Source organism: Frankia sp. AiPs1 (genome assembly GCF_023716945.1).
GTDB lineage: Bacteria > Actinomycetota > Actinomycetes > Frankiales > Frankiaceae > Frankia.
In genome coordinates this window covers 1-750 of record NZ_JAMQQF010001112.1, presented here as the reverse complement: position 1 = coordinate 750, position 750 = coordinate 1, and the positions used below count along the sequence as shown (strand labels likewise).

1 protein-coding gene is annotated in these 750 nt (G+C 77.2%); it reads right to left on the bottom strand.

Annotated features, from left to right (window positions below; genetic code table 11):
- Window positions 1-750: HAD-IC family P-type ATPase (locus tag ND748_RS33175; protein ID WP_251750177.1), on the bottom strand; the 750-nt coding region annotated here is incomplete at both ends.

Sequence of the window (750 nt, the reverse complement as noted above, 5' to 3'; positions counted from 1 at the left end):
GCCGCAAGGGCCGGCCGCGTGGGTGGCAACGCCGCGGGGCCGGCCGGCGGCAGCGGGGCGAACCGGCGCAGGCGAAGGCTGTTCGTCACGACGAAGACCGAGCTGAACGCCATCGCCGCACCGGCGATCATCGGGTTGAGCAGGCCGGCCGCGGCCAGCGGGAGCGCCGCCAGGTTGTAGGCGAACGCCCAGAACAGGTTCCCGCGGATCGTGCGCAGGGTGGCCCGGGACAGCCGGATCGCGTCGGCCACCAGCCGCGGGTCGGCGTTGACCAGGGTCAGGTCGGACGCCTCGATCGCCGCGTCGGTCCCGCCGCCCATCGCCAGGCCCAGGTCGGCCTGGGCGAGCGCGGCGGCGTCGTTCACCCCGTCGCCGACCATCGCCACGACCCGGCCCTCGTCCTGCAGCCGGCGGACCGTCGCCACCTTCTCCTCGGGCAGGACCTCGGCGATGACGTCCTCGGGCGCGATCCCGACCTCGGCGGCGACCGCGCGGGCCACGGCGTGGGCGTCCCCGGTCAGCAGGACCGGATGCAGGCCGAGCCGGCGCAGGGCGGCGACCGCCTCGGCGGCGGTGGGCTTGACCGTGTCGGCGACACTGATCAACCCGCGGGCGGCGCCGTCCCAGCCGACGACGACCGCGGTGCGTCCGGCGTCGCGCTCCCGGGCCAGCGCGTCCGCGAGCTCGGCCGGCAGCTCGGCGAACAGGCGGGGCCGGCCGACGACGACCGACCGACCCTCGACGGTGCCG